This is a genomic window from Pseudomonas sp. Irchel 3E20 (genome assembly GCF_900187645.1).
Classification (GTDB): domain Bacteria; phylum Pseudomonadota; class Gammaproteobacteria; order Pseudomonadales; family Pseudomonadaceae; genus Aquipseudomonas.
The window spans coordinates 323,584-347,078 of record NZ_FYEE01000001.1 but is presented as its reverse complement, the minus strand read 5'-3'; the positions used below and the strand labels follow the sequence as shown (position 1 = coordinate 347,078).

The 23,495-nt window shown below is 63.0% G+C and carries 24 protein-coding genes and 1 pseudogene; 15 read left to right on the top strand and 10 right to left on the bottom strand.

Features of this window, described 5'->3' with window-relative positions; genetic code table 11:
• The first annotated feature begins 6 nt into the window (after positions 1–6).
• The 3 genes from CKW13_RS01440 (at position 7) to rlmF (ending at position 4,527) form a co-directional block, all read left to right on the top strand.
• Positions 7–387, top strand: a complete 381-nt coding sequence (locus tag CKW13_RS01440; protein WP_095106233.1) for a DNA polymerase III subunit chi — start codon at positions 7–9, stop codon at positions 385–387.
• A 112-nt stretch (positions 388–499) separates the two neighbouring features.
• Complete coding sequence (locus tag CKW13_RS01435; protein WP_095106231.1) at positions 500–3,346, top strand: valine--tRNA ligase; 2,847 nt, start codon at positions 500–502, stop codon at positions 3,344–3,346.
• A 167-nt stretch (positions 3,347–3,513) separates the two neighbouring features.
• Positions 3,514–4,527, top strand: a complete 1,014-nt coding sequence (gene rlmF / locus CKW13_RS01430; RefSeq protein ID WP_095106230.1) for a 23S rRNA (adenine(1618)-N(6))-methyltransferase RlmF — start codon at positions 3,514–3,516, stop codon at positions 4,525–4,527.
• 74 nt (positions 4,528–4,601) lie between these two features.
• Here the strand turns inward: rlmF and CKW13_RS01425 are convergent, their stop codons facing one another.
• Positions 4,602–4,883 (bottom strand): HU family DNA-binding protein, encoded by a 282-nt coding sequence (locus CKW13_RS01425; RefSeq protein ID WP_095106229.1) that lies wholly within the window; start codon positions 4,881–4,883, stop codon positions 4,602–4,604.
• Positions 4,884–5,277: 394 nt separating this feature from the next.
• On the opposite strand from CKW13_RS01425, the gene yejK reads away from it, so the two are divergent.
• Together yejK and CKW13_RS01415 are read left to right on the top strand one after the other, a co-directional pair.
• On the top strand, positions 5,278–6,282 hold the full coding sequence (gene yejK / locus CKW13_RS01420; protein ID WP_095106227.1) for a nucleoid-associated protein YejK: 1,005 nt from the start codon (positions 5,278–5,280) through the stop codon (positions 6,280–6,282).
• A complete protein-coding gene (locus CKW13_RS01415; RefSeq protein ID WP_095106226.1) occupies positions 6,282–6,632 on the top strand; it encodes a glutaredoxin family protein in 351 nt (116 codons plus the stop codon). The genes yejK and CKW13_RS01415 overlap by 1 nt, the downstream gene beginning before the upstream one ends.
• A 67-nt stretch (positions 6,633–6,699) precedes the next feature.
• On the opposite strand, the gene CKW13_RS01410 is transcribed toward CKW13_RS01415, so the two are convergent.
• From CKW13_RS01410 to CKW13_RS01390, 5 genes are all read right to left on the bottom strand, one after another.
• Complete coding sequence (locus tag CKW13_RS01410; protein WP_095106225.1) at positions 6,700–7,635, bottom strand: glutathione S-transferase family protein; 936 nt, start codon at positions 7,633–7,635, stop codon at positions 6,700–6,702.
• Between the two features lie 78 nt (positions 7,636–7,713).
• Positions 7,714–7,998 carry a GIY-YIG nuclease family protein gene (locus CKW13_RS01405; protein ID WP_095106223.1) on the bottom strand — a complete coding sequence of 95 codons (285 nt, stop codon included), beginning with the start codon at positions 7,996–7,998 and terminating at the stop codon, positions 7,714–7,716.
• A gap of 38 nt (positions 7,999–8,036) precedes the next feature.
• Positions 8,037–8,507, bottom strand: a complete 471-nt coding sequence (locus CKW13_RS01400) for a nuclear transport factor 2 family protein (protein ID WP_095106221.1) — start codon at positions 8,505–8,507, stop codon at positions 8,037–8,039.
• 90 nt (positions 8,508–8,597) lie between these two features.
• Positions 8,598–9,233, bottom strand: a complete 636-nt coding sequence (locus CKW13_RS01395; protein ID WP_095106219.1) for a response regulator transcription factor — start codon at positions 9,231–9,233, stop codon at positions 8,598–8,600.
• Positions 9,234–9,447: 214 nt separating this feature from the next.
• The gene (locus CKW13_RS01390; protein ID WP_176465024.1) at positions 9,448–10,224 is read right to left on the bottom strand and encodes a response regulator; all 777 of its coding nucleotides are present in this window, start codon (positions 10,222–10,224) and stop codon (positions 9,448–9,450) included.
• Between the two features lie 417 nt (positions 10,225–10,641).
• Here CKW13_RS01390 and CKW13_RS01385 point away from each other — a divergent pair, with 417 nt between their 5' ends.
• The 9 genes from CKW13_RS01385 (at position 10,642) to CKW13_RS01345 (ending at position 19,168) form a co-directional block, all read left to right on the top strand.
• Complete coding sequence (locus CKW13_RS01385) at positions 10,642–11,262, top strand: DUF1120 domain-containing protein (protein ID WP_095106215.1); 621 nt, start codon at positions 10,642–10,644, stop codon at positions 11,260–11,262.
• Positions 11,263–11,340: 78 nt separating this feature from the next.
• Entirely contained in the window at positions 11,341–11,961 is a 621-nt protein-coding gene (locus CKW13_RS01380) for a DUF1120 domain-containing protein (protein WP_095106213.1), read from the top strand.
• Between the two features lie 28 nt (positions 11,962–11,989).
• Entirely contained in the window at positions 11,990–12,607 is a 618-nt protein-coding gene (locus tag CKW13_RS01375) for a DUF1120 domain-containing protein (RefSeq protein WP_095106211.1), read from the top strand.
• Between the two features lie 48 nt (positions 12,608–12,655).
• On the top strand, positions 12,656–13,276 hold the full coding sequence (locus CKW13_RS01370) for a DUF1120 domain-containing protein (protein ID WP_095106210.1): 621 nt from the start codon (positions 12,656–12,658) through the stop codon (positions 13,274–13,276).
• Positions 13,277–13,368: 92 nt separating this feature from the next.
• A complete protein-coding gene (locus CKW13_RS01365; RefSeq protein ID WP_095106208.1) occupies positions 13,369–13,995 on the top strand; it encodes a DUF1120 domain-containing protein in 627 nt (208 codons plus the stop codon).
• A gap of 29 nt (positions 13,996–14,024) precedes the next feature.
• A complete protein-coding gene (locus tag CKW13_RS01360) occupies positions 14,025–14,732 on the top strand; it encodes a fimbria/pilus chaperone family protein (RefSeq protein WP_095106207.1) in 708 nt (235 codons plus the stop codon).
• Positions 14,733–14,897: 165 nt separating this feature from the next.
• A complete protein-coding gene (locus CKW13_RS01355) occupies positions 14,898–17,360 on the top strand; it encodes a fimbria/pilus outer membrane usher protein (protein ID WP_095106206.1) in 2,463 nt (820 codons plus the stop codon).
• A complete protein-coding gene (locus CKW13_RS01350) occupies positions 17,357–18,499 on the top strand; it encodes a DUF1120 domain-containing protein (RefSeq protein ID WP_095106204.1) in 1,143 nt (380 codons plus the stop codon). The genes CKW13_RS01355 and CKW13_RS01350 overlap by 4 nt, the downstream gene beginning before the upstream one ends.
• A gap of 18 nt (positions 18,500–18,517) precedes the next feature.
• The gene (locus CKW13_RS01345) at positions 18,518–19,168 is read left to right on the top strand and encodes a DUF1120 domain-containing protein (protein ID WP_095106203.1); all 651 of its coding nucleotides are present in this window, start codon (positions 18,518–18,520) and stop codon (positions 19,166–19,168) included.
• A gap of 47 nt (positions 19,169–19,215) precedes the next feature.
• Here CKW13_RS01345 and CKW13_RS01340 read toward each other — a convergent pair whose 3' ends face one another.
• Positions 19,216–20,526, bottom strand: coding sequence for a CynX/NimT family MFS transporter (locus tag CKW13_RS01340; protein WP_095106201.1), 1,311 nt, complete (start codon positions 20,524–20,526; stop codon positions 19,216–19,218).
• Positions 20,516–21,175 (bottom strand): FadR/GntR family transcriptional regulator, encoded by a 660-nt coding sequence (locus tag CKW13_RS01335; protein ID WP_095106199.1) that lies wholly within the window; start codon positions 21,173–21,175, stop codon positions 20,516–20,518. Before CKW13_RS01335 ends, CKW13_RS01340 begins: the two co-directional genes overlap by 11 nt.
• A gap of 106 nt (positions 21,176–21,281) precedes the next feature.
• On the opposite strand from CKW13_RS01335, the pseudogene CKW13_RS24665 reads away from it, so the two are divergent.
• A pseudogene (locus CKW13_RS24665) lies at positions 21,282–21,556 on the top strand (type II toxin-antitoxin system MqsA family antitoxin); the annotation flags it as partial.
• Between the two features lie 62 nt (positions 21,557–21,618).
• On the opposite strand, the gene CKW13_RS01325 reads toward CKW13_RS24665, so the two are convergent.
• Together CKW13_RS01325 and CKW13_RS01320 are read right to left on the bottom strand one after the other, a co-directional pair.
• Positions 21,619–22,383, bottom strand: a complete 765-nt coding sequence (locus CKW13_RS01325) for an amino acid ABC transporter ATP-binding protein (RefSeq protein WP_095106197.1) — start codon at positions 22,381–22,383, stop codon at positions 21,619–21,621.
• A 10-nt stretch (positions 22,384–22,393) separates the two neighbouring features.
• Positions 22,394–23,491 carry an amino acid ABC transporter permease gene (locus CKW13_RS01320; protein ID WP_095106195.1) on the bottom strand — a complete coding sequence of 366 codons (1,098 nt, stop codon included), beginning with the start codon at positions 23,489–23,491 and terminating at the stop codon, positions 22,394–22,396.
• Positions 23,492–23,495 lie beyond the last annotated feature (4 nt).

Genomic DNA, 23,495 nt, shown 5'->3' with positions numbered 1-23,495 from the left:
CCCACGATGGACACCCCGAACCCACTACAAAAATCCGCGCACCTGCTGGACGACCTTGAGTCGATCCGCCAACTGCTCGGCGACGACAACCTGCAACCGCCGCTGCTGACCGAAACGGTCGCCAGCGAGGTGCAAATCCCCCTGCTATTCGAGCAAATCAGCGCCCAGATCCCGGCTGCACCTGCGCCCAAACCAACCCCCGCTCCCGTCGCGGACAACGCTCCCGACACTCTGCTGCACCTGGAGAGCGAACTGCGCGCCGCGGCCCAGCTCATCATGCAAGACGTCATCGACGACTTCGCCCCTCACATCGAAACCGAAATCAAGCGCCGCCTCGAAGCGCGGATGGAGCGGTTACTGGCCGCGGCTACAAGCGGCAAGCTTTAAGCGGCAAGCCGAGCACTCTCTTCTTGTAGCTTGCAGCTTGTGGCTTGCCACGCCCCCCGCCGCTATACTTCCCGGCTTTTCCTGAATAAATGCCAATAGGGTCCCGCCGCGCATGGATAAGACCTACCAGCCGCACGCCATTGAAACTTCCTGGTACAACACCTGGGAGTCCGAGAACTACTTCGCCCCGCAAGGCGCGGGCGATTCCTACACCATCATGATCCCGCCACCGAACGTCACTGGCAGCCTGCACATGGGCCATGGCTTCAACAACGCGATCATGGACGCCCTGATTCGCTTTCGCCGCATGCAGGGGCGCAACACCCTGTGGCAGCCAGGCACCGACCACGCTGGCATCGCTACGCAGATGCTGGTAGAGCGCCAACTCGAAGCCAAGGGCCAGAGCCGCCACGACCTGGGCCGGGAGAAGTTCCTGGAAAAAGTCTGGGAATGGAAAGCCGAGTCCGGTGGCAACATCACCCGTCAGATCCGTCGCCTCGGCTCGTCCGTAGACTGGAGCCGCGAACGCTTCACCATGGATGATGGCCTGTCGGAAGCGGTCAAGGAAGCCTTCGTGCGCCTGCACGAGGATGGCCTGATCTACCGTGGCAAACGCCTGGTCAACTGGGACACCAAGCTGCACACCGCGATTTCTGACCTCGAAGTGGAAAACCACGACGAAAAGGGCTTCCTGTGGAACCTCAAGTACCCGTTGGCTGACGGCGCCAAAACCGCCGAGGGCAACGACTACCTGATCGTCGCCACCACCCGCCCGGAAACCATGCTGGGCGACTCCGCCGTTGCGGTTAACCCCAACGACGAGCGCTACCAGGCCCTGATCGGCAAGTTCGTCGAACTGCCGCTGGTCGGGCGCCGTATCCCGATCATCGCCGACGACTACTGCGACCCAGCGTTCGGCACCGGTTGCGTGAAAATCACCCCGGCCCACGACTTCAACGACTACGAAGTGGGCAAGCGCCACAACCTGCCGCTACTCAACATCTTTGACAAGAACGCCAGCGTGCTGCCGGCCTGCCAAGTGTTCAACCTCGACGGCACCCTCAACGACAGCGTCGACGGCCAGATCCCGGCGCAGTACGCCGGCCTGGACCGCTTCGAGGCCCGCAAGCAGATCGTCGCCGACTTCGATGCCGCCGGCCTGCTGGTCAGCGTTGACGACCACGCCTTGAAAGTGCCCAAGGGCGACCGCTCCGGCACCATTATCGAGCCGTGGCTGACCGACCAGTGGTACGTCTCCACCAAACCCCTGGCCGAGCCCGCGATTGCCGCCGTTGAAGACGGCCGCATCCAGTTCGTGCCCAAGCAATACGAAAACATGTACTTCTCCTGGATGCGCGACATCCAGGATTGGTGCATCAGCCGCCAACTGTGGTGGGGCCACCGCATTCCGGCCTGGTACGACGAGGCCGGCAAGGTCTATGTCGGCCGCGACGAAGCGCAGGTGCGTGCCAAGCACAACCTGGGCCCGGACGTGGCGCTGCAACAGGACAACGACGTCCTCGACACCTGGTTCAGTTCCGGCCTGTGGACCTTCTCCACCCTGGGCTGGCCAGAGCAGACGGAGTTCCTGAAGAAATTCCACTCCACCGACGTTCTGGTCACCGGTTTCGACATCATTTTCTTCTGGGTCGCCCGGATGATTATGCTCACCATGCACCTGGTGAAAAACGAAGACGGCACGCCGCAAGTGCCGTTCAAAACTGTCTACGTGCATGGCCTGGTACGCGACGGCCAGGGCCAGAAGATGTCCAAGTCCAAGGGCAACGTCCTGGACCCGCTGGACATCATCGACGGCATCGACCTGGAAACCCTGGTGCAAAAACGCACCACCGGCCTGATGCAGCCCAAACTGGCGAAAAAGATCGAGAAGCAGACCCGCGACGAGTTCGCCGACGGCATCGCCAGCTACGGCACCGACGCCCTGCGCTTCACCTTCTGCTCGCTGGCGTCCACCGGCCGCGACATCAAGTTCGACATGGGCCGCGTCGAAGGCTATCGCAACTTCTGCAACAAGATCTGGAACGCTGCGCGCTACGTGCTGGACAAGGGCGAAGATTGCGGCCAGAACGGCGAAGCGGTGGAGCTGTCCCTGGCCGATCGCTGGATCATCTCCCAGTTGCAGCGCACCGAAGCCGAAGTGACCCGCCAACTTGACCAGTTCCGCTTCGACCTGGCGGCGCAGGCCTTGTACGAGTTCATCTGGAACCAATACTGCGACTGGTACCTGGAACTGTCCAAACCCGTGCTGTGGGACGAAAACTCGCCCATCGAACGCCAGCGCGGCACCCGCCGCACCCTGGTACGCGTGCTCGAAGTGGCGATGCGCCTGGCCCATCCGTTCATGCCGTTCATCACCGAAGAAATCTGGCAGCGCCTCGCGCCGCTGGCCGGTATCGAGGGCAAAACCATCATGCTGCAGCCTTGGCCAGTGGCCAACGAAGCTCGCATCGATGAGGCGGCCGAAGGCGATATCGAATGGCTCAAGAGCTTGATGCTCGGCACGCGCAACATCCGTGGCGAGATGAACATCGGCCCGGGCAAACCCCTGCCGCTGTTCCTCAAAAACGTCAACGCCCAGGACCAGCGTCGCCTGAGCGAAAACGAAGCGATGCTGAAAAAACTGGCCAAGCTCGAATCCATCACCGTATTGGCCGCGGGCCAAGAAGCGCCGCTGTCCGCCACCGCCCTGGTGGGTGAGATGGAAGTGCTGGTGCCCATGGCCGGCCTGATCGACAAAGCTGCCGAACTGGCGCGCCTGGACAAGGAAATCCAGCGCCTGCAAGGCGAAGTGCAACGGGTCGGCGGCAAGCTGTCCAATGCCGGTTTCGTTGACAAGGCCCCGGCCGAAGTCATCGACAAGGAGCGCGCCAAACTGGCCGAGGCCGAACAGGCCCTGGGCAAGTTGGCCGAGCAACATGCGCGGATTGCCAGCCTGTAAGGTGTCGCCCGTATGAAAAGAGACCTTCGGGTCTCTTTTTTTTGGTCCCCCAAACGCCCTGCGCAAAAACACCGGGGGAGCGAGCAGGCTCGTACAGTTGATCGGTACTCCCCATAGATGTGGGACAATGCCCGCCACTTTGAGCCAACCCCCGAATCGACCCGCCCATGACCGCCCCCAGCAAACCTAAAGCCCCGCGCACCAAAACCAAGCCTGCCAAGGCTGTAGAGCCACGCGCCAAGGCCAGCCTGCACCCGCGCAACCGCCACCAGGGTCGCTACGACTTCCCGGCGCTTATCAAGACCACACCGGAATTGGCGCGTTTTGTGATCCTCAACCCTTACGGCAAGGAAAGCATCGACTTCGCCAGCCCCGATGCGGTGCGGGTGTTCAACCGGGCGCTGCTCAAGTCCTTCTATGGCGTTGCCCACTGGGACATTCCCGCCGACTACCTGTGCCCGCCAGTACCGGGACGTGCCGATTACGTGCACTTCCTCGCCGACCTGCTGGCCAGCGTCAACGAAGGCGTGATCCCCCGTGGCGCGCCGGTCAAGGTGCTGGACATCGGCATGGGCGCCAACTGCGTCTACCCGTTGATCGGCTATAGCGACTACCGCTGGCACTTCCTGGGTTCGGAGATCGACCCCAAGGCCATCGCCGCCGCCAAGGCCATCGTGCAATCCAATGGCCTGAACAAAGCCATCCAGTTGCGCCAGCAAAATAACCCCAAACACATCCTGCTGGGTTTGCTTGAGGCCAACGAACGTTTCGACCTGACCATGTGCAACCCGCCGTTCCACGCCTCGATGGACGAAGCGACCCGTGGCAGCGAGCGCAAATGGCGCGCCCTGGGCCGCGCCGACCCCAAGCGCCAGTTGCCGGTGCTGAACTTCGGCGGCCAATCGGCAGAGTTGTGGTGCGAGGGCGGTGAAGCGCGCTTCGTCACCCAACTGATCGCCGAAAGCGCCCATGTGCCCCAGCAAGTGTTGTGGTTCAGCACCCTGGTATCCAAAGCCTCGAACCTGCCCGCGATCCAGACCGCCCTGAAAAAGGCCGGCGTCCTGCAAAGCCAAGTGGTGGAAATGTCCCAGGGCCAGAAGCAAAGCCGCTTCGTCGCCTGGACGTTCCAGACCGAGGCACAACAGCAGGCTTGGCGCCAACGCTGGGCCCGCAAGGACTGAGCACCAACAAATCGCAGGCAATAAAAAACCGTGCCCGGATCGCTCCGGCGCACGGTTTTTTTTGAACTTCGGTCTTACTTGTTAACCGCGTCAGTCAGGCCTTTAGCCACAACCAGCTTGATAACTTTTTTGGCAGCGATTTCGATGGCAGCGCCAGTCGAAGGGTTACGGCCAGTACGGGCAGGACGCTCGGTCACTTTCAGCTTGCCAATGCCTGGCAGAGTGATTTCGCCGCCATTTTCCAACTGATCGGCAACGATTTGGGCCAGTTGGTCCAGAGCGTTGCGTGCGGTGGTCTTCGGCTCGCCGATGGCACCAGCGATATCGCTGATCAGTTCGTCTTTAGTCATAGCCATTGTGGTGTTCCTTCCCTATCAAATTCATTTGGATTGCAGAGTGCAGTGTCAGCCATCGAGCCAGATCTTCTGGACCTGGCACCCCGGTTGGAACCACGACGGGTCGGGGCTATAGATACCGAAATCAGGGTTTGGTTCGACCTGACAGTGCTGAATGCACGCTTAACGCCGAGAGTTCGCGTAAGACGGGGGCAAAACTAGCACAGAGACGGGGAAATATCCGCCTCTACCTACCCAATTGGTCAGCTTTATCGCCTCAAACCCATAAAAAATTGCATGACACGGGTCAGAACCGCCCAAATCTGTCGTCGGACAGCGCCCAAACCCGCAGGTACGGTACACTTGGGCCTTTTCCGGCGAGCCCGCCCCCGCCCTTCCACCAGCCGAGAAGCCCATGCCGATCCGTCATTGCATCGTCCACTTGATCGACAAAAAACCCGACGGTACGCCTGCCGTTCTTCATGCCCGCGACTCGGAACTGGCAGAGTCGACGGCCATCGAAAACATGCTCGCCGACCTCAACGAGAGCTACAACGCCAAGCAAGGCAAGGCGTGGGGGCTGTTCCATGGCGAATCAGGGGCGCACCCGTTCAGCGGCTGGCTCAAGGAATACCTGGACGGCGGCAAGGACTTCACCGCGTTCAGCCGCGTCGCGGTCGAACACCTGCAAAAGCTGATGGAAGAGTCCAACCTGTCGGTCGGCGGCCATGTGCTGTTCGCCCACTATCAACAGGGCATGACCGACTACCTGGCCATCGCCCTGCTACACCACAGCGAAGGCGTGGCTGTTACCGAGCAACTGGACGTGACGCCCTCGCGCCACCTGGACCTGGGCCAGTTGCACCTGGCGGCGCGGATCAACATTTCCGAGTGGCAGAACAACAAGCAGTCCAAGCAGTACATCTCCTTTATCAAGGGCAAGAATGGCAAGAAAGTCTCGGAGTACTTCCGCGACTTCATCGGCTGCCAGGAAGGCGTCGATGGCCCCGGCGAAACCCGCACCCTGCTCAAGGCCTTCAGTGACTTCGTCGAAAGCGAAGACCTGCCGGAAGAATCGGCCCGCGAGAAAACCAAGACCCTGGTGGACTACGCCAGCAGCCAGGCCAAGCTCGGCGAGCCGATGGGCCTGGAAGAGTTGTCGGAATTGATCGACGAAGAACGGCCCAAAGCTTTCTACGACCACATCCGCAACAAAGACTACGGTCTGTCCCCGGAAATCCCTGCCGACAAACGCACCCTCAATCAATTCCGCCGTTTCACCGGCCGCGCTGAAGGCCTGTCCATCAGTTTCGAGGCGCACTTGCTGGGCTCCAAGATCGAGTACGACGAAGAAGCCGGCACCCTGATTATCAAGGGCCTGCCCACCCAACTGACCGATCAGCTCAAGCGCCGTAACTGATGCTGGGCGGTGTATTGAAGAAAATCCTGCTGGTTTTGCTGGTGGTGGTGATCTATCAGAACTGGGGCAAGGTCGAGCGCTTGTTCAACCCCGGGGAAGCGGTCTCGCAGGCAACCCGCACCCAGGCCAAAGTGGTGTTCTACACCACCGCGTGGTGCGGTTACTGCCAGAGCACCCGGCGGTTTCTCGACCACAAAGGTATCCCGTACCAGGAGTTCGATATCGACAAGGACGCCCAGGCCCGCCAGGCCTACCAGGCACTGGGCGGTGGTGGAATTCCGATCCTGGACGTCAACGGTACGCTGATCCGCGGCTACGAGCCGGACGCCATCCTCAAGGCCCTACCGTAGCAAGCGGGCTTGCCCGTGCTCGGTCGCGTAGCGGCCCAACACCGTCTAGGGCAAGCCCGCTTGCGCCTCATTGCGCTTCGATGCGAAAGCCTAAACGCGGGAAGTGCACATGCACCACGCCTGCGCGTTCGTCTTCGCGGCGCAGGATCAATTCTTCGCTGCCGGCAAACAGCAACTCACCGGCCACCGGATCGACACCGTAGTCGGTCGCCGCGATCAGCACTGGCTGGCCGGGTTTCACACCGTTGGGTTCAGCGAACACCTCACTCGGCAACACCGCCGGTTGCGCCGCGCGGGCCACCTGCAAGGCCTCTTCGGCGCTCATGTCGCTGGCTGCGCCTTGGCCAAACGCCAATACCCGCGCGAACCAGGCCGAAACCGCCGGATAGGCGTCCACCAACGGTGCCGTGACGGGCGTGCCCTTGAGGAACCACAAAGGGTGGGCCATGGCGAAGTCGGCGATCGACGGCTCGCCGAAGAGGAAATCCCCCGGCTCATGCTGCAACTGCTGTTCCAGGCGCGCCATGATGCTCGGCCACTGGTGACGGGCCTGCTGCGCCGACAACCGGCTGGCACTGCCGCCATTGAACAACCCGGCACGGTCGGCCAGGAACGCCTTGACTGCTTCGGGCGGCAATTGGGCAAACCGCAGGGCCACGGATTCGGGCTGAAACACCAGGCTTACCGCGTGCTGGAACACCACCGAGTCTGCCCACGCGGCGAACGCCGTCACGATCATTCCCTGGCCTTGGGGGAACAGCGTCGGCGCAGCTTTTTCCTGCTCCAGGCGCCGGGCGATCAGGGCCGTATCGCAGTAGATATCGGCGCCGACTTGCAGCACCGGGGTCTTGCGGTAGCCGCCGGTCAGGGCTGTGAGGTCGGGTTTGGGCATCATCGGCGGGATTTTCACCGAGCGCCAGGATAGGCCTTTGAAGCCCAGCAGCAAGCGGGCCTTTTGCGCGAATGGGGACGTCGGGTAGTGGTGCAGGATCAACGCGGACATGCTGGAAACCTTCGCCGTTGTGGGGAATGCGCAGCTTAGCGCGCAAATCCGCGCCAGTGCCTGATGGGAACCCATCAGTCAGCGTGATGGGCCCACCGCGGCGCTGGCCACCAGGCATTCCTTGGCGCTCTTACGCAGTTTTTTAATCAGCCGCTCCTGGCGCAGCGCTTCGCCCTTGTCGCGGCAGGCTTCGGTATACACCAGCGCCACCGCTGGGCTGGAGAGAAAAAACCGCGCGCCCTTGCCCCGTTGGTGAGCGGCGAAACGGCGCACCGGGTCATCGCTGATGCCGCAGTACAAGGCGCCATTGGCGGCGCGCACCAAGTACACGAACCAGGTTTTGGGGCTGGGCAGGTCGTTCACGGGGCAATCTGGGCGAGGAAAGAGAAGCCGCGATCTTATCAGCGACTGGCCTGGAATGCCTTCAAGCCCTTCAGGGCCTGGCCCCGCACGGCGTTGCGCACCAGGGGCGTCCAGCCCAGCAACAGGCCTTTGGTGCCCAAGGCCTGACGCGCCCAACGCCACAGGTCGAAATGGTCGTGGTGCTCGCAGATCTTGCCGTCGCGAAACACAAAGCGTGCCTGGATATCGTTGACCACCACCCGGCCAGTTTGGCTGAACAGGTAGGTGGCGACCCAGTGAGCGCTGCCGGTGTTGCCCTCGCTGCGCACGCTGTCGAAGGTCAAGGTGAAATCCTTGGCCCGGGTGGTGAGCATGCGCCACATGTCACCGGCATCACGGCCACGCAACGGGCCGAACGCGGGGTCGTGGAACAGCACGTCGTCGGTGTAGCAGGCGCTCATCGCCTCGGCATCCAGACGCTGGAACGCGCGATAGAACTCGGTAATCAGGGCGTTATGGGCGTCAGTCATGGCCAGGCTCCACAAGTAAAAAGAATGCAGCACGATAATCCGCCAACGCCGGGAAAACCACGGGCATTCGCTGGGCGAATGGCAATGGTGCTAAGGCACCATGCCGCTGCTGCGGGCATAGGTGAACAAGTCCACGTCGGTGGAGATGCACAAGCGCTGCATGGCGGTGCTCTTTTGCTTGCTGATGGTGGAAATGCTGCGGTTGACGTGGGCTGCGATCTGGCTGACGGTCATGCCGCTGGCGAGCATGCGTACCACTTCACGCTCCTTGCCAGACAACTGCGGTTGCGCCGAAGGGTCGCCGCACCCCGCCTCCACCAGTTGCTCCCGCAGGCACTCGCTGACGAAGGTCTGGCCTTCGCTCACGGCCCTGATGGCCCTGGGCAGTTCCCGGGCCGAGGCGCTCTTGGCCACGATGGCCTGGGCACCGTGGGCAAAGGAGGCACGCAGGGTAGCGACATTGGCGAACATGGTGACCAGGATCACGGGCAGGTGCGGGTACTGGCGGCGCAACAGGCCCAGCAGGCCGTAGCCATCGGACTGACGGTTGCCCGGCATGGCAAAGTCAGTGACCAGCACGTCACAGGGAACGCTGCCCACCAAGGCCAGCAGTTCATCGGGGCCATCGGCCTCGCCTACGACCTTGCAGCGCCCTCCGGCCTCGATCACCACTCGCTGGCCGACACGCACAATGGGGTGGTCGTCGGCGATTATGACGCGCAGCATCGGTGCTCTCCCTGGATGATGGCAAATTGAATTCGCGCAAAGTACCGCTGCCGCACGCCTCTCACAACCGGCAAAAAAACGCGCTAAACAACCATCCCCCGTGTTTGCGAGAGCGCGCATAAAGCCCACAAAACAAAAAGAAAAAGCTTACATACACAAATTACAGACACAGAAGAAACATCCTGCATTTGTCGTGCGAAATGTGGGTTATCACCTACAAGGCGACCAAGTGATTGAGGCAGGCTTGCACCTCATCGCGAAAGTGCGCCAGGGCCTGGTCGTTCACGGCCACCCCTGAGGCCAGGACCGCGCTTATCAGTTGCGTGCCGCGCCGCTCCAGGTCCGCCATCCCCAGGAAAGCAATGCCCCCCACCAAGCGGTGCAGGCGTTCGGCGGTGGTCCCCGCATCCCGTGCAATACGCGCCTGGGCCAATATCAGGCTGTCTGCCCGGACCTCCTCGATCAACTTGGCCAGCATCAGGTCGACCATTTCGGGGCAACCGAAAATGTTCACTAGTTGCGCCCGCGTCGGCAGCAGGCAGGCTGCCCCCCGGGGTGCGAGCCCAGCAGGTCCTGGTGCCATGAGGGCCGACGCGGGTAGCCAGCGTTCGAGTACTTCGCGCAGTTTTTCCAGGGTTAGGGGTTTGAGTTGCCAGGCGTCCATGCCGGCTTCGGCGCAACGTTGAGCTTCATGGGGGTCGCGGCTGGCGGTCAGGGCGATGATGGGGATGCGCGGGCTGCCCTCGGCCTGCTCACGACGGCGCACTTCGCGAGCCATGGCGTAGCCGTCCATGACCGGCATGCGGCAATCACTGATGAGCAGGTCAAAGGGCCGACGCCTCAAGGCTTCCAGCGCCGCGAGGCCATCGGCGACCACCTCGTGGCCCACCTGCAGGCGTTGCAGGCACCAGCCCATCAAGATGCGGTAAGCCGGGTGGTCCTCCACCACCAGCACGGTCGATGCCTGCCAGCACAAGGGTGGGGCCGCCATTCCCGGACCCTGTCCGGGGTTGCTGCCGGGCTGCCTATTCAGTGCTGGCATCAGCAGGGGCGCACAAAAGCTAAGGAAAACATTCTGATGGTCTTACAGAAAAATTCGGGCAGCGACCTTAGCCAACTCATCAGACATTTAGCGATACAAGAACTACGAAAAGACAAAAAATCCTACAAGTAAATCTACAAATTCCGACGAACAGCCGTCCCGAACGGAAAATTCGCCAATGTCGTAATTGTTGTATTTCCCCTGCGCCGCCCCCCCCGATAGATTTCGCCCTACCCCACCAGAGGGTAAAAACACCTCCCACGGAGGGCTTGAATCAGACCCGCTACCTGGATACCTGCCAGGGCTTTTTGCCACTCGCACATTCAGCCCGGCGCGTCAGCCGACCTTGCACCGGACATAGATCAAATGAACAAGTTTGCCCTCGCACTCTGCAGCGCCCTGTTAATTGCCCACAGCGCCTCGGCATTGGCCGCCAGCTCGACCGAGTTGGCTATCAAAGGCCTGATTACCCCCAGCGCCTGCACCCCCACACTGTCTTCGAGCGGTGTCATTGACCTGGGCAAGATTTCTGCCAGCGACCTGGATGAAATGGGGATCACCCCCATCGGCAAACGCACGCTGCAAATGAACGTCACCTGCGAGGCCCAGACGTTGATGGCGCTCAGTTCCACGGACAACCGCGCCGGGTCCGCCTACGTCAACGGTCTCTATGGCCTGGGGCTAATCAATGGCGACCAGAAGCTGGGCTACTACGACCTGACCCTGATGCGCCTGGTGGCCGACAGCATTCCCGCTCAGGTGATCTGGTCCGCAGACAAGGGCGCCACCTGGGAAAATAAGATTTACCTGATGCCAGGTACCTGGGTCTCGGCGGCGGCATTGGGCGGCCCGCTGCAACCGATCCCGGTTAAGGAAATGAACGTGGATGTGGACGTGGGTATTCGCTTCGCGCCATCTGCCGAGTTGGACCTGAGCAACGAAGTGCCTATCGACGGCTCCACCACGCTGGATGTGATGTACCTATAAGCCCCGTCGACGTTTGCCAGCCTGTTATCCCGGCTGGCTCAAAGTGGACACACCGCCGACCTTAACAACGGAGATCAAATGAACAAATTTGCCATCGCGCTCAACACCGCCCTATTGATTGCCGCAACACCCACGGCGTTTGCCGCCAGTTCAACCGAATTGGCCATCAGTGGCCTCATTACTCCCAGCGCCTGCTCCCCCATGCTCTCCAGCGCAGGCGTTGTCGATTACGGCAAGATCTCGGCCAAAGACCTCAATGCCAGCAGGCCGACCGCCCTGCCTGATGTCACGCTGCAGTTAACCATCGATTGCGAGGCGGCCACGCTGTTTGCCCTCGAGCCCCTGGATAACCGTAGTACCTCGGGTTTTCCCGGGAGTAGCTACGGCATCGGTTTCGTCAACGGGACCAAAAAGCTCGGCACCTATTACTTGGAGATGAAGAACCCTCTAGCCGATGAAGTGCCGGCGCATACCATCGCGTCCGGCGACAACGGCGTCACTTGGTACAAGGAAAAATTCATGGACCCCGGCTACCTCCATGCCATCAGTTCCCCTGTGGACAACTCCACGCCGATCCCCCTCAAGAACCTGAAGATGGACCTGCTCATCAACACCAGCATTCTGAGAACAGACAACATGGATCTGAGTGACGAGGTGCCGATCGACGGTTCCGCCACGCTTGATGTGATTTACCTGTAACCCCGACCCGAAGGAGCTTTATCGCCCTATGAACCTTTCAGTACCCATGCTGTTGACCGGGCTGTTATTCGCGCCCGCGCTGCTGGCCGCCAGCAATACTCAACTGGCCGTCAACGGGGCGATTACCCCCAATGCCTGCCAGCTGAACCTGACCGGCGGCGGCGACATCGACCATGGCAAGGTGTCAGCCCAAACGCTCAACGCCGACCAGTACACCAGCCTGCCCACCGTGGTGATCGACATGGAGGTGGTCTGCGAAGGTTCGACCCTGCTCGCCTTCAACACCGTGGACAACCGCTCCGGTTCGTCGGCCATCAATGACAACTGGCATGGCTTGGGCATGGTCAATGACGAGGAAAAACTGGGCAGCGTCTACCTGGGCATCATCAATAGCCAGGCGGACGACATGCCTGCCGGTGCCATTCTGTCCAGGGATGGCGGCGCCACCTGGATGCCCACCACCTACCTGGGCCACAACGGCATGACAGCCATTGCCCTGACCAGCCAGCCGCTGGTGCCGGCGGCGCTCACGACCCTCAAGGCACAACTGCGGTTCAACACCATGATCGCCCGCGCCAATGACCTGACCCTGACCGACGAAGTACCGCTCGACGGCCATATCACCGTGCAAATGAAATACCTGTAATCGGGCTCAGCCTGTTTAAGCCCTCTTCTAGAAAGGAACTCTTTAGCAATGAACAAGACACTTGGTTTCGCCGCTTGCGCCCTCCTGCTGGCCACTTCACACGCCAGCTTCGCCGCATCCACCGTAGACCTCACCGTCAAGGGCCTGATCGTGCCGAGCGCCTGCGTACCGGCCCTGGACGGAGGCGGCACCATCGACATCGGCAAGATCTCGGCCAAGGACCTGAACCAGGACACCTCGACCCAGGTCGCCAGCAATACCCTGCAAATGACCGTCACCTGCGAAGGCAAGACCCTGATCGCCCTCAACGCCATCGACAACCGCGCGGGGTCCGCGATCGACACCGATGGCTACGGCCTGGGGCTGATTAACAGCAACCAGAAACTGGGCAAGTACACCCTCGGCCTGCTCAACCCGCAAGCCGACAGCGTCGCCGCGCAGACTATCGCTTCCACCGACGGCGGCCTCACTTGGGGCCAGGGCAGCGACTGGACGCCCGGGCTGTACATGTCGGTAGCCGCCCCAAGCGACCTGAGCGTGCCGATCCCCGTGCAGATCTGGAACGTGGAACTGGTGGTCAACACCATCATCGCCGCTGCCAGCACCCTGGACCTGACCAATGAAGTGCAGATCGACGGCCTCTCCACCCTGGAAGTGAAGTACCTGTAAGCGCCAATGCCCCTGCCGCGCATCTTGGTGCAGCAGGGGCAACAGGCCTCCCCCATGAACCGGACGCACTCACCCCCAGTGAACCGCAGCCCATGAACACATCCACCCGCATACCCACCCTGCTGCTCTCGCTGCTGGCTACCACCACGGCCCTGGCCGACTCTAGCGTGCAACTGGCCGTGCAGGGCGCACTCACACCCAGCGCCTGCGTCGTGTTGCTGTCCAAAAACGGAATCATCGACCTGGGCCGGATTCCCGCCAAAAGCCTGAACAAGGACGAGTTCACCGTACTGCCCAGCCAGATACTGGAACTGAACGTGACCTGTGGCTCACCCACACTCTATGCCCTGGTGGGCATGGACAACCGCGCCGACTCTTCCCTGGCGCCGGGGTTCTTCTACGGCTTAGGCAAGAACATCCATGCCCCCGTCGAACGCCTGGGCTCGGTGGCGTTTTCCTACCGCAACCCCGTAGGCGATGGGCAAGCCGTGCAACCACTGGCCTCCAGCAACAACGGCGCCTCCTGGTTTCCCGAGCCCAACGCCTACCCGAGAAACTACATGGCCTTCGCCCAGCCCGGAGCGATCGTACCCCGGCCCCTCACAAGGCTCGACACCCTCGTGCGGATCGACACCTCGATCAACGCCGCGATGTACCTGACCCTGGATCAAGAGGTGCCGCTGGACGGTTCGATCACCCTGGACCTGCGGTATTTGTGATGCCTCCCTTTAACCCCTACGGACATCCCATGACCACGCACACTCCCCCTCGCTGGCTCGCCGCCTGCCTCGCCAGCCTGACCCTGGGCCTTGGCGCCCCGGCCGCCGCCGACGGCATGATCCCTGACACCTCGGTGGTGATAATCGAAGAGGAACAGGGCGAAGCCCAGGTCTCGGTGACCAACAGCGATCCGACCCTGGCCCTGCTCAACGTCACCCTCGAAGACATCCCCGAAGACACCGAACCCCTCGTATTCGTCACACCACCTCTATCCCGAGTCGAGCCGTCAAAGACCCAACTGGTGCGCTTTATTCTGCAAACCGAAAAGCCCTTGCTGACCCAACGCCTCAAACGAGTGATTTTCGAAGGCATGCCCCAGGGCCGTTCCGCCGTGGCCGACGGCCATGCCAGGGTGGGCGTCACCGTGCGCCAGAACCTGCCGGTGATCCTGCACCCCAAGGGCCTGGCGAAAAACCGCACGCCCTGGACCGACCTGACCTGGCGTCTGGGCGATGGCCAGTTGCACGTCACCAATGCCACGCCTTACGTGGTGCGTCTGGCCCAGGAACTGCAACTGCTGCCGGGAAAGACCAGCGCCATGCTGCCGCGCACCTACGTGCTGCCAGGGGAAACCCTGAGCGTGGCAGCCAACAGCCCCGGTGCGACCAGCGTGCGTCTGCAACCGGCCACGGTGTACGGCTTTGCGGTGGCAGCCTACGAGGCACCCCTGCAATGACCCCGCAAGTGCCTCTCATGTAATAAGCGGGCTCACCCGCGCTGGGGTGCGCAGCGCCCCTTAGTTTCTGTGGCCGCCGTTTTTTACGGCCGCTACGCGACCGAGCGCTTGCTACAACGCACAACGGCGGCGGCCACAACGCATTTCACAACCTGAGAACCCTGCGTGAACACAGTAGACATTGACCGTGATGGCAAAGCCGTGCCCGGCGTTTCCATCTGCGCCTATACCAGCGCGCTACCGACCCGCAGCGCTCTGGCCCTGGCCACCGCCGTGCTGCTGGCCGACGCCCGGGCGGCCAGTGCATCGACCTTCGACCTGCAAACCCTGCAACAACGGGGCATCGACCCGCACCTGGCCAGCTTGTTGCTGCAAGCGCCGCGTTTCACCCAGGGCGAGCACCGGGTGACGCTGACCGTCAACGGCCAACGCCGGGGCCGGGTCGATGCGCGCTTCGATCAAGACGGCAAGTTGTGCCTGGCCCCAGCGCTGCTGAGCGCGGCGGGCCTGCGCCTGGGCAGCGATGACAGTTGCCAGGGCTTTTTGCGTGAGTACCCGCAAACCCTGATCGAACAAGACCCGGCCAGCCTGAGCCTGGCGCTGGTGGTGCCCACCGACGCCCTCCGCCCGCAGGAGCGGGAACTGTCAGGCTATGAAACCGGCGGTTTCGCCGGCCTGCTCAACTACGACCTCAGTGGCCTGTACAACCGCTATGGCGACGACAGCAGCCGCTTCGGCTCGGCCAACACTGAGGTGGGCTTCAATGCTGGCGACTGGATCGTGCGCAGCCGCCAGGTGCAGACCTGGCAGGATGACAGCTCCCGCGCCACCCACCTGGAAGCCTACGCCCAGCGCACCTTCGCCCAACACCAAGCAGTACTCCAGGCCGGGCAGATCAACCTCTACAACCCGGTACTCGCCGGGGCACAGATCACCGGCGTGCAGGTGCTCACCGAACAGGCCCTGCAAGACCAGGCCCAGGGCGCCAGCATCCAGGGCGTCGCCAACAGCCCGGCGCAGGTCGAGGTGCGCCAAAACGGCGCGTTGATCCACTCCACCGTGGTGCCCGCCGGGCCCTTCAGCCTAAGCAACGTGCGCCGCCTCAACAGCCGCGCCGATGTCGAGGTCACGGTCAAGGAAAGCGCGGGCGAGGAACGGCGCTTCACCGTCCCCGCCGCCATGCTCGGCATCGGCCTGCCCGCCCCCGGCTTCTCGGTGGCTGCCGGGCAAGTACGCAACCTGGGCGACAGCCGCGGCGAAGCCCCATGGGTGGTCAGCGCCGGTTGGAGCGGCGCGCTCGGCCCCCACACCAGCTATGGCCTCGGCGCACTGGCGGCCAGCGATTACCGCTCCGTCGGCGCCAGCCTGGGCCTGACCCCATGGCCGGCCAGCCAGGTGCAAGTGGCCGTGCAAGCGGCCGACAGCCAGGCCGACGAAACAGCGCGGGGGATGCAGGCTGACCTGTCGCTGTCCCAGCAAATCGGCGAGCGCTGGTCGGTCAGCGCCGGCACCTCGTACCGCACCCGAGGCTACCGGGAATTACAGGACGCCGCCTTCGATGCCGACTCGCGCTCCAACACCAACGCACGCTACCGCGACCAGCAAAGCCTCAGCGCTGCCTGGTCGCACCCTTGGCTGGGGGCCTTCAGTGGCGGTGTGTCGCGCACCACCTCCTTTGGCGGTAAAAGCAGTGATCGCGCCCTGGCCTCCTGGGGCACCAACCTGGGCGCGGTGTCGATTTCCGCCAGCGCCGAATGGCAAATGGGCGGCGCTGCCCACCAGGACAACAGCCTCTACCTGAGCGTCAGTGTGCCCCTGGGCGGTAATCGCCGCGGTCGCACCTGGGTGCGCGACTCCGGCGGCGAGCACCGCACCGGCCTAGGCATGAGCGAGCAGGTCAACGATCAGTTCAGCTACCGCGTCGGGGTGGAGCAAGACACCCGCGATCATCAGGTCGAATCCTCCCTGGGGGTTTCCGTGCTGCCGCGCTACAGCCAACTGGACCTGAACTACACCCGCGACGATAGCGAACGCTCCAGCTACCAGGGCGGCATGCGCGGCGCCGTGGTGCTGCACGGCACCGGCATGACCCTGTCGCCTTACCCGGTGCGCGACACCTTCGCCGTGCTGTCGGTGGCGGACATGAGCGGTATCAAAGTCAGCACCCCCAGCGGCCCGGTATGGACCGACTGGCAAGGCCAGGCTGTGGTGCCGCAGGTCAGCGCCTACGGCCGCACCCCGGTGCAAGTGCAGACCCGCTCACTGCCGCGCAATGCCGACATCGGCAACGGCCTGGCGATGATCGCCGCCGGCCGTGGCGCCGTAGACCGTGTCGAGTTCGAGGTGAGCAAAACCCGCCGCGCGCTGCTCACCGTTAGCACACCCCAAGGCCAACCGCTGCCACGGGGGGCCACGGTAAGTGACGCCAACGGCGAATTCGTCACCCTGGTGCTGGAGGGCGGCAAGGTGTTCCTGACCAACGTCCTGGAGGTGCCGCGCCTGTGGGTCAAGGCCCCCGGGCAACCGCGCTGCGAACTGAGCTACGAACTAGCAGCCCAGCCCGACCTCGACCGTTACTACGAAACTGCCCCGGCCCTGTGCCGCGAAGCCACCGGAGAACAGCCATGAACCTCGTACCTTCCCTCTGGCTAGCCGCCTGTGCCTTGGCCCTACTCGGCGCCGTCGCCCCGCAGGCCAGCGCCGATACCTGCCAACTGAGCCTGAGCGAACCGCTGCTGGATTTCGGCCTGATGAACCGCGCTGCCCGCAACCCCTCGGCCCCGCAATGGCTGTTGGGTGAACGGCGCATCAGCGTGCAGCTCAATTGCCCCCAGGCCCAAGACATGACCCTGTTCTACCGCGCCCCCGCCGCCAGCGCCGAACGCCTGCGCTTCACCGAACGCGGCAGCTACGCCCTGCGTGTACAGGAGGCGGTGCTCGACGGCCAAGCCGTGGAACTGGGCTTGCTCGCAGGCAGTGGCCAGGCGCCGGGGCACGTCGCCCAAGCCCTGGACTGGCGACCGAACCACGCCATCACCCCGCTGCGCGATGGCGTGCCCGCCCAGGGCAAGAGCCTGGCGCTGGTGGTGCAGGTCAGTGCCTGGGCCCAAGCCGATGCCACCCAACTGCGCGAAGCCGTCACCTGGGAAACCTCAGGCCTGCTCGACTCAGTCGCCACGGGCCGCTCGCAGCCCCTGACCCTGCAAGCCCGCTTCGCCCCGGCGGCCTGCGAACCCAGCCTGTCGGGCGGCGGCGTGGTGGACTTGGGCAAGCTCTCGGCCAGCGACCTGCGCCCCGACGAACACACTCGCTTGCCGGCCAAAAGCCTGCTGCTGAGCATCCGCTGCGACGCACCCACCTCCTTTGCCCTGGTGATGCACGACAACCGCGAAGGCACCGCCACTGGCGGCGCCGACGAAACCGCCTACGGCCTGGGCCTGGACAACAGTCGGCAAAAAATTGGCCGTTATTACCTCAACATCAACCCCGCCGATATTAGCGCCGATGCCTTGCCCCAGGTCTACCGCACCGACTCCACCACCGCCGGCACAGCCTGGAGCGGCGCTAGCAACCAACCCATTCCCATCGGCGCGCGCAGTTACCTGGGTTTCACTGCCACCCCCGGCAGTCACGCCGGCCCCGCAGCCATCCAGAACCTGAGCGGCAACATCAGCATCCAGACCTGGATCGCCCCGACCCAGGCCCTGGACCTGAGCAACGAAGTCGCACTCGACGGCTCGGGCACCATCGAGATCATCTACCTGTAACGCAGCGAGGGCTTCACCATGAACGCAAGACTGAACACTTGGGCGGCCATCGGCCTCCTCAGCGCCGGCGCTCCCGCCCTGGCCGCCTCAACAGTGGACCTGGCGGTCAACGGCCTGATTACCCCGACAGCGTGCACCCCGACCCTGTCCAGCGGTGGCCTGATCGACTTCGGCAAAATATCCCAGCAAGACCTCAACGCCGACAAAGGCACGCGCCTGCCCCGCCGCAACCTGACGCTGGCCATCGACTGCGACGGCTTGAGCCGCTTCGCCCTGCGCATGCGCGACAACCGCGACGGCACCGCCATGGTCAACAGCGAGATCTACTACGGCCTGGGGTTGGACAACGCAGGCAACCGCATCGGCCTGTACTCGGTGACGTTCGACCCCACGCTCACCGTCGCCGACAGCCATGGGCAGATCTTCGGCACAGAATCCACCACCGCTGGCCTGGCGTGGCGCATGGCCAACCTCAACCCAATCCAGGTCGGCGCCCGCAGCTACCTGGGTTTTACCGACATCCAGGGCAGCACCAGCGGCCCGGCGGCCTTGCAACACCTGACGAGCCTGTTGGGTGTTGAGGTGGTGATTGCGGCCAAACAGGTGCTGGACCTGAGCACCGATGTGCGGCTCGATGGGTCTGGGACGTTGGAGTTGGTTTATTTGTAGGGGGGGAGGATCGGGGGCAGATTCGCCCCCAAGAAAACAGATGAACCCTACCCCACCTTCTCACTCACCACATTTACATATAGCGCCCGCCCGGCCCCCAGCCCCGCGATGATCGCTCCCAGGCCAATGACCCCGAAGATCCACCCCAGGGCCGTCCAGCCGCCGGTCCAGTCGTGCACCAGGCCCACAGCGAAGGGCCCCATGGACGCTAGGGTGTAGCCAAACCCCTGGGCCATGCTCGATAAATTCGCCGCCACGTGGGCGTCGCGCGAGCGCAGCACGATCAGGGTCAGCGCCAGGGCAAAGGTGCCGCCCTGGCCCAGGCCCAGCAGGATCGCCCAGCCCCAGAGGCCGTCGAGGGGCGCGTACAGGCAGCCGAACAAGCCCGCCAGGGCCAGCAACATGACGATGACAATCGCCAGGCGCTGGTCCTTGCCCCGCGTCGCCAGCCAGGGCGCGGCCAGGGAGCTGGCCAACTGCACGATCACCGAACCCGACAGCACCAACCCTGCCTGGGTTGGCGTCAGGCCCCGGCCGATAAGGATCGACGGCAACCAGCCGAACACGATGTAGGCCAGGGACGATTGCAGGCCCATGTACAACGTCACCTGCCAGGCCAGCGGATCGCGCAATAGCCCGCGCACCCGGTAGGCGGCATGGTGCGCACCTTGGCGACGCCCCACTTGCGGCAACCAGAACATCGCCGCCAGCACCGCCGGCACCACCCAAAAGCCCAGGCCCATGGCCCAGTTCTGGCCAAAGTGCTGGCTCAGCGGCACGGTCGCCCCCGCCGCCATCGCCGCGCCCAGGCACAGGGCCATGGTGTAGACCCCGGTCATGGTGCCCGCGTGCTTGGCGAAATCGCGCTTGACGATACCCGGCAACAACACGCCGATCACACCGATGCTGGCGCCAGCCAGGATGCTGCCGGCAAACAACCCGACCTCGCCGAACGAACTGCGCAGGACAATGCCGCCGCCCAGGGTGAGCAAAATGCCCAGCACCACCCGCTCGGCGCCAAAGCGCCGTGCCAGCACCGGCGCCAGGGGCGCGAACAGGCCCAGGCACAGCACCGGCAAGGTGGTCAGCAACCCGGCCTGGGCCGCCGACAACCCCAGGTTGCGCGACACCTCGCCCAGTAGCGGCGCCATGCTCGACAGGGCCGGGCGCAGGTTCAGCGCCACCAGCACCAGCCCCAGCAACAACAGCCAAGGGCGCAGCACCACAGGGGGGGCGTGTTGCACCTGCTCGTCGTCGGCTTCAGCGTCGATCAGCAGTTCCTCCAACTCGGCCGTGCGCTTGGCCTGAGGGCTGTCGTGGGGCCGGGCAGGCAAGGCGTTGTCGGTTTCAGGGCTCATTAATCAGTTGCCTCATCAGGGCCTTGGCCCGTTCTGGATCTTGTTGTTCAACCGCCGCCAACAGTTCGATATGCAAGTCGAACACTTCCTGGCGCCGTGGCGTGATGTTCAGGGTCTGGCGCAATTGCGCGCCGACGATGCTGGAAAAATAACGGTACAGCTCGCTCAAGGTCGGGTTGTGCGCGGCCTCCACCAAGCGCCGATGGAAGGTCAGGTCGCAGGCGATGTAGTGGTCGAGGTCGCCGTGGTAGTGGCGGCCGCTGATGTCCAGCGCCTCATGCAGGGCCTTGAGGTCCTCATCGGTACGGCGCAGCGCGGCCAGGCCGATGGCTTCGACCTCAAGGATCTGCCGGGTTTCGCGGGCCTGGTTCAGGGAACAGCGCGATAGCACCTTGAGGGTGTCCATCGGGTCGACCACGGCGCGCAGGTAACTGCCATCACCCTGGCGAATCTCGATCAGCCCGCAAAACGCCAGCACCCGCATGGCCTCGCGCACCGTGTTGCGGCTGATGCCCAACTCGCTCGCCAGTTCCGGCTCGGTGGGCAAGCGCTGGCCTACCACCCACAGGCCGTTGGAGATGCGCAGGCGTAATTGCTCCAGGGCCTGATCCACCAGAGAGCGCTTAACGATTGGAAGTATTTCTGTCATTGAATTTCGCCTTTTCATCCAATCATCGGATGAATTTTCCGACATGCTAGCCAGCTTTATCAGCACATTCAATGCGCCATAAAAATTCAAGTGGGTCATCGCCGCCCGGCAGGAAGTCAGTGCAGAAATGAAGCGCATCCGCCGCAGACTGCACCTGTCGCAAAAAGACGCAGTGCTATTGCTGTCCGGTGGCGGGCACAACGCGTTTTCCCGTTAGGAACGCGGCGAGGTATTGCCGCCTAAGCCGTTGGCCGTGCTGATGCGTTTGCTGGATCGATACCTGCATCTGTTAGCCGATGCCAGGACGCTGGGAGAAGGGGTGGACTATGGCAACTCAAGCAGCGGGTGCACAAGGATCACGAGACCCTGACCGCTACCTGACAGGCAACGTGTGGGAGCGAGCCTGCTCGCCCCCACAAGAGCCCATCTTAATTAATTGCCCATCAATGCAGGATCTGGCTCAGGAACAGCTTGGTGCGGTCATTTTGCGGGTTATCGAAGAAGTCGTTCGGTGCGGCTTGCTCGACGATTTCACCCTTGTCCATGAAGATCACGCGGTTGGCCACGGTGCGGGCAAAGCCCATTTCGTGGGTCACGCAGAGCATGGTCATGCCGTCTTCAGCCAGGCCGATCATGGTGTCCAACACCTCCTTGACCATCTCCGGGTCCAGGGCCGAAGTGGGTTCGTCGAACAGCATGATCTTGGGTTTCATGCACAGCGCCCGGGCAATCGCCACGCGCTGTTGCTGGCCACCGGAAAGCTGCCCCGGGAACTTGTGCGCCTGCTCTGGAATGCGCACGCGCTCCAGGTAATGCATGGCGATTTCCTCGGCCTTGCGCTTGGGCAACTTGCGCACCCACATCGGCGCCAGGGTGCAGTTCTGCAGGATGGTCAGGTGCGGGAACAGGTTGAAGTGCTGGAACACCATGCCCACTTCGCGGCGGATCGCTTCGATCTGCTTGAGGTCGTTGGTCAGTTCCACGCCATCGACCACGATGCGCCCCTGCTGGTGTTCTTCCAGGCGATTGAGGCAGCGGATAGTAGTGGACTTGCCTGAACCTGAAGGCCCGCACAAGACAATACGCTCGCCTTGCTTGACGTCCAGGTTGATGTCCTTGAGCACGTGAAACTGGCCGTACCACTTGTTCACGCCCTGCATCTGAATAATGCCTTCAGGGCTCACAGGCTGTTTGATTGCTTCGCTCATCAGAAAACTCCTAACGCTTGTGGCCGGTGTCGAGTTTGCGTTCCAGGTGCATGGAATAGCGCGACATGCCAAAACAGAAAATCCAGAACACCAGGGCCGCGAACACATAGCCTTCAGTGGCCATGCCTAGCCACTTGGGGTCGGCGGCAGCTTGCTTGACGCTGTTGAGCAGGTCGAATAGGCCGATGATGATGACCAGGCTGGTGTCCTTGAACAGGGCGATGAAGGTGTTGACGATGCCCGGAATCACCAGTTTCAAGGCCTGCGGCAGAATCACCAGGCCCATGCTGCGCCAGTAGCCCAGGCCCATGGCCGCCGCCGCTTCGTACTGGCCCTTGGGGATGGCCTGCAAGCCACCGCGCACCACTTCGGCAACGTAGGCTGACTGGAACAGGATCACCCCGATCAGCGCCCGCAGCAGCTTGTCGAAGTTCATGCCTTCGGGCAGGAACAACGGCAGCATCACCGATGACATGAACAGCACGGTAATCAGCGGAACACCGCGCCAGAACTCGATGAAGGTCACGCAGACCACACGAATAGCTGGCATGTTCGAGCGCCGCCCCAGGGCCAGGACGATGCCCAACGGCAAGGCGCCGGCGATGCCCACAGTGGCGATCACCAGGGTCAGCATCAACCCGCCCCATTGGCTGGTGGCCACGGTGCTCAGGCCCAACCAGCCGCCGTGGAGCAAGGTGTACGCCAGGATCGGGTAGACCACCAGAAAGCTCAGGCCGTAGATCGCCTTGCGCGGGAAACGCGAAATGAACAGTGGTGCGACGCCTATCACCGCCAGCCACACGGTCAGGTCCACGCGCCAGCGCAGATCGGCTGGGTAGTAGCCGTACATGAACTGGCCAAAGCGCTGCTGGATGAACACCCAGCAGGCGCCCTCCTTGGTGCAATCGGCCCGCTCGGTGCCGACCCAATTGGCGTCGATGACCGCCCAACTGAGGATCGGCGGCACCACCAGGTAGATCAGGTAGAACGCGAACAGGGTCAGCAGGGTGTTGAGCCAACTGGAGAACATGTTGGCGCGCATCCACGCCACGATGCCGATGCTGCTACTCGGCGGGGGCATGTCGGGTTTGAAGGTATGGGTTGTCATGCGC

What these genes read in the sequence shown, in the direction of transcription:
- CKW13_RS01440 (WP_095106233.1), top strand. Translation starts at nt 7, where the DNA reads ATGGACACCCCGAACCCACTACAAAAATCCGCGCACCTGCTGGACGAC.
- CKW13_RS01435 (WP_095106231.1), top strand. Translation starts at nt 500, where the DNA reads ATGGATAAGACCTACCAGCCGCACGCCATTGAAACTTCCTGGTACAAC.
- rlmF (WP_095106230.1), top strand. Translation starts at nt 3,514, where the DNA reads ATGACCGCCCCCAGCAAACCTAAAGCCCCGCGCACCAAAACCAAGCCT.
- CKW13_RS01425 (WP_095106229.1), bottom strand. Translation starts at nt 4,883, where the DNA reads ATGGCTATGACTAAAGACGAACTGATCAGCGATATCGCTGGTGCCATC.
- yejK (WP_095106227.1), top strand. Translation starts at nt 5,278, where the DNA reads ATGCCGATCCGTCATTGCATCGTCCACTTGATCGACAAAAAACCCGAC.
- CKW13_RS01415 (WP_095106226.1), top strand. Translation starts at nt 6,282, where the DNA reads ATGCTGGGCGGTGTATTGAAGAAAATCCTGCTGGTTTTGCTGGTGGTG.
- CKW13_RS01410 (WP_095106225.1), bottom strand. Translation starts at nt 7,635, where the DNA reads ATGTCCGCGTTGATCCTGCACCACTACCCGACGTCCCCATTCGCGCAA.
- CKW13_RS01400 (WP_095106221.1), bottom strand. Translation starts at nt 8,507, where the DNA reads ATGACTGACGCCCATAACGCCCTGATTACCGAGTTCTATCGCGCGTTC.
- CKW13_RS01395 (WP_095106219.1), bottom strand. Translation starts at nt 9,233, where the DNA reads ATGCTGCGCGTCATAATCGCCGACGACCACCCCATTGTGCGTGTCGGC.
- CKW13_RS01390 (WP_176465024.1), bottom strand. Translation starts at nt 10,224, where the DNA reads ATGGCGGCCCCACCCTTGTGCTGGCAGGCATCGACCGTGCTGGTGGTG.
- CKW13_RS01385 (WP_095106215.1), top strand. Translation starts at nt 10,642, where the DNA reads ATGAACAAGTTTGCCCTCGCACTCTGCAGCGCCCTGTTAATTGCCCAC.
- CKW13_RS01380 (WP_095106213.1), top strand. Translation starts at nt 11,341, where the DNA reads ATGAACAAATTTGCCATCGCGCTCAACACCGCCCTATTGATTGCCGCA.
- CKW13_RS01375 (WP_095106211.1), top strand. Translation starts at nt 11,990, where the DNA reads ATGAACCTTTCAGTACCCATGCTGTTGACCGGGCTGTTATTCGCGCCC.
- CKW13_RS01370 (WP_095106210.1), top strand. Translation starts at nt 12,656, where the DNA reads ATGAACAAGACACTTGGTTTCGCCGCTTGCGCCCTCCTGCTGGCCACT.
- CKW13_RS01365 (WP_095106208.1), top strand. Translation starts at nt 13,369, where the DNA reads ATGAACACATCCACCCGCATACCCACCCTGCTGCTCTCGCTGCTGGCT.
- CKW13_RS01360 (WP_095106207.1), top strand. Translation starts at nt 14,025, where the DNA reads ATGACCACGCACACTCCCCCTCGCTGGCTCGCCGCCTGCCTCGCCAGC.
- CKW13_RS01350 (WP_095106204.1), top strand. Translation starts at nt 17,357, where the DNA reads ATGAACCTCGTACCTTCCCTCTGGCTAGCCGCCTGTGCCTTGGCCCTA.
- CKW13_RS01345 (WP_095106203.1), top strand. Translation starts at nt 18,518, where the DNA reads ATGAACGCAAGACTGAACACTTGGGCGGCCATCGGCCTCCTCAGCGCC.
- CKW13_RS01340 (WP_095106201.1), bottom strand. Translation starts at nt 20,526, where the DNA reads ATGAGCCCTGAAACCGACAACGCCTTGCCTGCCCGGCCCCACGACAGC.
- CKW13_RS01335 (WP_095106199.1), bottom strand. Translation starts at nt 21,175, where the DNA reads ATGACAGAAATACTTCCAATCGTTAAGCGCTCTCTGGTGGATCAGGCC.
- CKW13_RS01325 (WP_095106197.1), bottom strand. Translation starts at nt 22,383, where the DNA reads ATGAGCGAAGCAATCAAACAGCCTGTGAGCCCTGAAGGCATTATTCAG.
- CKW13_RS01320 (WP_095106195.1), bottom strand. Translation starts at nt 23,491, where the DNA reads ATGACAACCCATACCTTCAAACCCGACATGCCCCCGCCGAGTAGCAGC.